Consider the following 6,430-nt stretch of genomic DNA (forward strand, 5'->3'; position numbering starts at 1 on the left):
CAGCCCGATGACGACGACCCGGCCCCCTACAGCGTGGTGAACTTCCCGACGCTATCGGCGGCAGGTGCCACCGCGACGAAATCGACACTAATTTTTAACGATCTGTCCGAATCAGGTTGACAGGTTCCGCAAACGATATGCCCAACACCACAATCGCTTACAGCTTCATCAATGAGCCTGTCCTTACCTCCAACCTTTTGCCAATCAATCTCTTCTATCAACCTTTCGTCACAAGCTAGTATCAAGTCTGGCTCTTCTAATAGCACCACATCCCAAACAACTGACCCTGTCTGTACCATCGACTTAATACGTGCCAATCCGCCATTATACGTATCCTCAACCACTTCTACGCCAGCTACTTCTGAGAAGGGCTCAAACATTGTTTTTCTTTGGGCGCTCTGTGCTTCACCGCCAAACCCAACAACCGTAAGTGTACTGCCATACGAAACCCCAGTTGTTAAGACACCAGCAAAAAATGCAATTGTTATCTTAGTCTTCATACCGACCACCTTCCTTATTTATTTTATTATGCTTCAAGCACTTTACAGTCACTAGCTTTGAAAACTGCTTCCTTAAGACCCGAAAGGTCGCTATATCCGTATGCACTGCTTATTTTTGAAACGAGCCGTATATCATTGTCACCAACTAAAGTAACCTTCGAATGATCTCCATGGTAATTGACGTCCTCTATTTTGACCTTTATGCTATTGTCATTTTCACTTTTCTTTACGCCCAGACTTTCTAGTCTGATATTTTCAGGCCTAACAAATAAGCTAATATTTGTTTTTTCCTTAACTCTCCCTTCATAATAAACGTTAAAAACCTCACCAGACATTATTTCGCAGGCTATATGGTTTTTCCCAATATTACTAGAAACCACCTTGGCTTGAAAAAAGTTAGTCTCGCCAACAAATTTCGCAACAAAGCTATTTTTGGGCCAGTTATAGATCTCATTAGGTGATGCAGCTTGCTGTATAACACCATCATTAAATATAGCTATGCGATCTGACATTGTAAGAGCCTCATCTTGATCGTGTGTTACAAAAACCATAGTAACACCAAGATTTTCGTGAATATGTTTAAGCTCTAGCTGCATATTTTGCCTTAGGTTTTTATCTAATGCACCTAGAGGCTCATCAAGAAGCACCAGCTTAGGGTTAAAAACTAACGCCCTTGCAATTGCAACTCGCTGTTGCTGCCCACCTGACAGCTGTGATGGCATCCTGTCCGCAAGCCCCTTAAGATGAACCATATCTAAAGATTTTTTTACTTTTTCACCAACTTCGTGACTTGAGATCTTCCTCATTTTTAGTGGGAAAGCAACATTTTCGGCTACAGTCATATGGGGAAAAAGAGCATAATTCTGAAATATCATCCCAATATCCCTTTTATAGGGCGGGATCTTATTAAGAACATTTCCGTTAAGTGATATTTCCCCCTGCGTCGGAGTTTCAAAACCAGCCAGCATCATCAGGGTCGTTGTTTTTCCTGACCCAGAAGGGCCAAGTAAAGTTAAAAACTCCCCCCTTTCAACCCCAAAGTTAAGATCTTTAACTACATAACTTTCTCCATCATAACTTTTCTTCACGCCGTCAAACATAACAATATTATTACTATAGTTCACTAGACGACCCTTTTTTTTAAAACCAGTAGGTGAAATATAAAATAACGGCTTCTATAAAAGACGTCAATAGCTTTTTCTATACATTTCATCCAATGTAGGCTTAACACTTTCAAGAGCCTTAGAAAATCTCATAACACACTCATCGGCATCTTCTTTGTTAATAATAAGGGGTGGAGCCATATTGGTAACGTCAACAAATGGTAAGGCTCTTGATATAAGACCATGTTTTAAACATTCATCAGCAACAGCCTTATGAGGACCTACTCCTTTTTTAAAGAATGTCCTGTTTGCTTTTCTTGCAACATACTCAACACCTAGCATAGCTCCTATGCCGCGGACCTCACCAACATATGGATATTCGTATGTAGCCTCCTTTACTCTTTCAAGCAAGTAGTTGCCAACAGTTTTAGCATTATTGACAAGATCTTCACGCTTTAGTATTTCTATTGCTTTAGAAGCAATTGCAGTACTTACCGGGTGACCTCCGTAAGTAAATCCATGCATAATTGGCCCATATCTATCACTAGACGATTCTAAGACACTCCAAATTTTCTTTGACACCAAGCTTGCTGACAAAGGAGCGTAAGCAGAAGTCAATCCTTTTGCCAGGGTAACCATATCCGGGGCAATACCAAAGGTTTTGGAACCAAACATTTCGCCAGTTCTTCCAAACCCTGTAACAACTTCATCAACTATTAAAATAATATCGTTTTCTTTTAAAACTTCTTGCACCCTGCCAAAATAACCTTTTGGAGGTACGAACATACCACCAGTCCCCATCACTGGTTCAGCAATAAATGCTCCTATATTATCTGCCCCCTCTCTCTCAATTACGTCTTCAAGCTCGTTTATTAAACGATCTGTATATTCCACTTCAGTTTCACCTTCTTTATGGAAGCGATAATATGAAGGTGCAGATATTCTTACAATTTCATCTATTGGTGCGTCGAAAGCAGAGTGATAAGCTGGAATTCCCGTTAAAGCCGTAGCCATGGTAGTTACACCGTGATATCCGCCTTCTCGAGCAATAATCTTTTTCTTAGAGAATTTACCACGCAAATTATTATAAAGCTTCATAAGCTTTATATTAGTATCATTAGCATCCGAGCCACTGTGCCCGAAAAAAACTTTAGATATATGTGAGTTATCCACATTACTGTTGAAAAGATTAACAAGTTCTTCAGCTAATAACGCTGTGGACTCACATGTATTACCGGCAAAAGTATGTGTATAACCTAATGATGAAATGCTTTCTTTTGCCACCTCCCCTATTTCTTCACGCCCATAGCCCAGTGTCATACACCACAACCCTGCAATTGAATCAAGATACTCATTTCCATAAATATCTTTGATTCTCATTCCAGAAGCTGATTTTATAATATTCGGCCCAGAAAGAGAATGATTAGCAATAGAGGTATTGCCATGCATGTGATAGTTAATATCCGCTCTTTTTATTGCATCAGCTGTCTTTGAAAATGTCATATCTTAATCCTTAATGGTATTTTTACAAGACTTTAACCTTTATGAATTTTGTCTCTAAATATTCGTTTATACCAATACTGCCTCCTTCCCTACCAAAACCTGACTCCTTAGTTCCACCAAAAGGTATTTCTGCAGATGCTATAGAAACTTCATTAACACCTATCATTCCTGCTTCTATGTCACGAGATGCTCTGTGAATAATCCTCATTTCTTTTGTGAAAATATAAGAAGAAAGCCCCATCTTTGAAGAATTTGCCTTTTTTATAACTTCGTCATAGCTTGAAAATTTAACAATAGGTGCTATAGGAGCAAATGGCTCTTCTGTTAGCAGCTTGGCATCATCCGGAACGTCTACCAAAACTGTCGGCTCTAGAAAGTAGCCTTTCGCTTTATCTTTATATTTCCCGCCACCAGCAACCACAACAGCCCCCTTACTGACTGCGTCATCAATAAGGTTAATTGCTTTGTTTAAAGCTTTCTTGCTAATCATAGGTCCAAGGTTAACCTCTTCATCAAACCCTGAGCCTAAAACAAGTGACCCTGCATATGTAACAAACTCTTTCAGAAAACCCTCATATTGATCTTCGTGGATATAAAATCGTGAAGGGGAAACACACACTTGACCGCAGTTCCTAAACTTAGCACCTGCAAGAGATTTTGCAGCTTTAGAACCATCAAAATCTTTAAAAACAATAGCAGGGGCATGACCTCCCAACTCCAATGAAGCTTTTGTTATATTATCAGCCGTATTTCTTAAAACAACCTTACCTACCCTAGTAGACCCTGTTAAAGAAACTTTTTTTATTACCGGTGAACCTACAAAATAACTTGATATTTTTTCTGGATTTCCAGTTACCATATTGACAACCCCATCCAAAAGACCTGAGTCCACACAGGCTTGTACAAGTTCCATGCATGTATAAGGTGTTTCATCAGCTGGCTTAATCACGACAGAGCAGCCAGCAGCTATAGCAGCGGCTAACTTTCTTGCCGGCAAAAGAATAGGGAAATTCCAAGCTGTAAAGGCTGCGACAACACCAACCGGTTGGTAGACAACCCGCATATCCACATCTAAGCTTCTAGCAGATATTACGTCCCCATAGATTCTTTGAGCCTCTCCTGCATACCACTCAAACTGTTCAGATGCTGCAAAAACCTCTGCCTTACTTTCAGCTAAAGGCTTCCCTGTTTCTAATGTTATTGTGTTTGATATTTCCTCAACCTTAGACTTTAAAATTTCCGCGACTTTTTTCAGGATGACCGATCTTTCCCATGGGCTAACGTCTTTCCACTTACTAAACCCATTAACCGAAGAAGCCAAGCAACTTTCAAGCTGGGCCTCACTTGCATCAACCACACTTCCTATAAGCTCTTCACTACAGGGGTCATAGACTTCTACCCACTCACCATCACCGCTAAGCCACGAGTTATCAATTAGAACGCCAGTTTTCATTATTAATCCTCTCGCTTTATTTATAATAACTAAGATTACCCAAGAAGAAATAAAACTTCGTTCCAAATATATAAAACCCAGGTTCTCCAACTGCGAACTTGATTTTGTTTTTTACTTGGTCCATGATTTATTTTTTAAAGGAAAGGCAAGCTCAAACCCAACGAAGCAGTTCCTAGGCATGCTGGGGTGGTCAAAGGAACTATTAAACACCCTGTTAGAGAAAATAAATGGCCTTCCTATAGTCGAGAAAGGCGCCACGTAGGTTTACAAGAACAGCTTCATCGCTATGGTCTAGCTGATTGGCAAGCCATAGGGCCGTCCGCTAGAGAAGACCACACTAAAAAAAATCCTCAAAGAGATATTTAATAAACTTTTCCCCACCTAGCTTAGAGATTACCTCAACCCTCAAAATCTCAGAAAACTTTACCCCCCCCCTATAACACCATATTAATATAATTTGATGAAAGTTAGATTCCTATGATAGCTCAACTTGATATTGATGGATCATACAACCCTAAAGTCCTGCGCTTTCCCTACCTACGCTTCCTAGCGGCCCTGAAGGCCGTCGGTTTCACGGGCGAGATTGCTCCGGACTACGCCAACCGTACGGTGCTGGCCACCGACAACTCCCTCTACCAGCGCCTGCCCCAGGCGGCGCTCTACCCCCGCCACGCCGAGGACCTGGTGCGCATCGCCCGGCTCGCCGGCCAGGAAGAACACCGCGGGGTAGTACTCACCCCCCGCGGCGGTGGCACTGGCACCAACGGCCAGTCGCTCACCGACGGCCTGGTGGTGGATCTCTCCCGGCACATGAACCGCATCCTCGATATCGATGTGGCAAACCGCCGGGTTCGGGTCCAGGCCGGAGTGGTCAAGGACCAGCTCAACGCCGCGCTCAAGCCCCACGGGCTGTTCTTCGCCCCGGAGCTCTCCACCTCCAACCGAGCCACGATCGGCGGCATGATCGCCACCGACGCCAGCGGCCAGGGCAGCTGCACCTATGGCAAGACTCGCGATCATGTGCTCGAGCTCGACAGCGTGCTGCTCGGCGGCGAGCGGCTGACCACCCGTCCGGTGGACGAGGCCGAGCTCGAGGTGCTGTGCGCCCGCGACGATGTGGCAGGCCGCGCCTATCGCACCGCCCGGGAGGTCATCGACACCCAGGGCGAGCGAATCCGCGCAACCTTCCCGCCGCTCAACCGCTGCCTGACCGGCTACGACCTGGCGCACCTGCGCGATGCTGCAGGGCGCCTCGATATGAACAGCCTGCTGTGCGGCGCCGAGGGCTCGCTGACCTTCACCTGCGAGGCGGTGCTTAACGTCCTGCCGATCCCCAGGCACGCAACCCTGGTCAATGTGCGCTACTCAGGCTTTATGGATGCCCTGCGCGACGCCAGGGCGCTGATGGGCGGAAGCAGCGCTTCGCACCAGTCCCAGGCCGGACCGACCTCCATCGAGACGGTGGACGACAGGGTGCTGTTGCTGGCCATGCAGGACTTCGTCTGGGATAGCGTGGCGGAGTTCTTTCCGGCTGGCGGCCCGGCCCCCGATGACTCTGCGTGCAGTGACCTGGGCGACACGCCGGTGCGCGGCATCAACCTGGTGGAGTTCAGCGACGATGACCCCGAGCGCCTGGCTCGCCGGGTCGAGGCCTTCTGCCGACATCTGGAGCAGGACGCCAGCGTGCCGCGCCTCGGCTACACCCTGGCCGAGGGCCGCGCGGCGATCCAGAAGGTCTACACCATGCGCAAGCGCGCCGTGGGCCTGCTCGGCAACGCCCAGGGCGAGCGCCGCCCCCTCCCCTTCGTCGAGGACACCGCGGTGCCGCCGGAGCACCTCGCCGACTTCATCGCCGAGTTCCGCGCCCTGCT

At 46.1% G+C, this 6,430-nt stretch carries 5 protein-coding genes; 1 reads left to right on the plus strand and 4 read right to left on the minus strand.

Going from position 1 to position 6,430, the window contains the following annotated elements; translation table 11 throughout:
- Nucleotides 1–26 precede the first annotated feature (26 nt).
- From IOC61_RS05885 to IOC61_RS05900, 4 genes are all read right to left on the minus strand, one after another.
- Entirely contained in the window at nt 27–500 is a 474-nt protein-coding gene (locus IOC61_RS05885) for a hypothetical protein (RefSeq protein WP_195687943.1), read from the minus strand.
- A 26-nt stretch (nt 501–526) separates the two neighbouring features.
- Entirely contained in the window at nt 527–1,624 is a 1,098-nt protein-coding gene (locus IOC61_RS05890) for an ABC transporter ATP-binding protein (protein WP_195687944.1), read from the minus strand.
- Between the two features lie 63 nt (nt 1,625–1,687).
- On the minus strand, nt 1,688–3,106 hold the full coding sequence (locus IOC61_RS05895) for an aminotransferase class III-fold pyridoxal phosphate-dependent enzyme (protein ID WP_195687945.1): 1,419 nt from the start codon (nt 3,104–3,106) through the stop codon (nt 1,688–1,690).
- Between the two features lie 22 nt (nt 3,107–3,128).
- On the minus strand, nt 3,129–4,559 hold the full coding sequence (locus IOC61_RS05900; RefSeq protein ID WP_195687946.1) for an NAD-dependent succinate-semialdehyde dehydrogenase: 1,431 nt from the start codon (nt 4,557–4,559) through the stop codon (nt 3,129–3,131).
- A gap of 477 nt (nt 4,560–5,036) precedes the next feature.
- Here IOC61_RS05900 and IOC61_RS05905 point away from each other — a divergent pair.
- Nucleotides 5,037–6,430, plus strand: a 1,394-nt coding sequence (locus tag IOC61_RS05905) for an FAD-binding oxidoreductase (RefSeq protein WP_195687947.1), incomplete at its 3' end; no start/stop codon positions are given.

The sequence above is a fragment of the Halomonas sp. KAO genome (genome assembly GCF_015595025.1).
Classification (GTDB): domain Bacteria; phylum Pseudomonadota; class Gammaproteobacteria; order Pseudomonadales; family Halomonadaceae; genus Halomonas.

What these genes read in the sequence shown, in the direction of transcription:
- IOC61_RS05895 (WP_195687945.1), bottom strand. Translation starts at nt 3,106, where the DNA reads ATGACATTTTCAAAGACAGCTGATGCAATAAAAAGAGCGGATATTAAC.
- IOC61_RS05900 (WP_195687946.1), bottom strand. Translation starts at nt 4,559, where the DNA reads ATGAAAACTGGCGTTCTAATTGATAACTCGTGGCTTAGCGGTGATGGT.
- IOC61_RS05885 (WP_195687943.1), bottom strand. Translation starts at nt 500, where the DNA reads ATGAAGACTAAGATAACAATTGCATTTTTTGCTGGTGTCTTAACAACT.